This window comes from Inquilinus limosus MP06 (genome assembly GCF_000767795.1).
GTDB lineage: Bacteria > Pseudomonadota > Alphaproteobacteria > DSM-16000 > Inquilinaceae > Inquilinus > Inquilinus limosus_E.
This window is the reverse complement of the sequence record NZ_JANX01001075.1, coordinates 1-937: the sequence shown is the minus strand read 5'-3', so window position 1 is coordinate 937 and position 937 is coordinate 1. Positions and strand designations below refer to the sequence as shown.

1 protein-coding gene is annotated in these 937 nt (G+C 72.5%); it reads right to left on the bottom strand.

Going from position 1 to position 937, the window contains the following annotated elements; genetic code table 11:
• Position 1 precedes the first annotated feature (1 nt).
• Entirely contained in the window at positions 2–697 is a 696-nt protein-coding gene (locus P409_RS36740; RefSeq protein WP_052121739.1) for a GNAT family N-acetyltransferase, read from the bottom strand.
• Positions 698–937: the final 240 nt, after the last annotated feature.

Below are 937 nucleotides of genomic sequence, written 5' to 3'. Positions count from 1 at the left end.
TCTAGTAGGGCACGGTGATCGTCAGCGGCCCGTCGGGCGCGTGGGCGGAGAGCGCCGCGACGATCGCCGCCGCGGTCTCCGGCGTCTCCGCCAGCACCGGGCCGATCCGATCCGGCTGACGCAGACCGTAGCCGACCACCCGCCCGCTGCGGCGGCAGACCACGCCGTCCGGGTGCTCCCCGAACAGCGCCGCGAGTCCGGCTGTGCGGTCGGCGCCGAACACGGCCGCGTCATAGACGATGACGGCCGGCAGATCGGCTTCCGTCATCGCCGTCAGGCCGGGCACCGGCCGCGCCTCGACCGGCGCCCGCGCCTCCAGCACCACCGACTGGTCGACATCGACGAAGCCGAGCTTCTCGTAGAGCGGCGCGCCGGAGGGCGAGGCGTCGAGCAGGATCACCCGGTCGGCCGGCACCGGCGCCAGCGCCGCCTCGACGATGCGGCGGCCGAAGCCCCGCCCCTGCATCGCCGGGTCGGTGCCGACGATGCCGAGATAGGCCGCGCGGCCGTAATCGACCACCGCCGCCGCGGCGCGGATGGCGCCGTCCGCCTCCAGCACATGGATCACCGCGTTGGACATGCCCGACAGCCGGGCCACGGTCGGGCCGAAGCGCGGATTGCCAAAAGCCGCCGCCAGCAGCGCCGTCAGCGCTTCGGCATCCTCCGGCCGCATCCGGCGGCAGACCGGGTCGCTCATCTCGGATGCGTCGATTCGAAGCTGGGATGACATAATGCCAGCTTCGGCGCATCCGCCCGCACAGCGGAAGCGACCGTCGCGATGACCAGCCATGACGCGGCGGCGGGGCGATCTCACGCTTGCAGCCTGGCGGCCAGCCGTTTATTTTCAAAGCATGGACTTTGACAATAATCCCCGGGAGCCGGCGACGGCGGCGGAGCGGCTGCTCCTGCTGCTGAAGACGCGCGGCGGCCAGAGCGC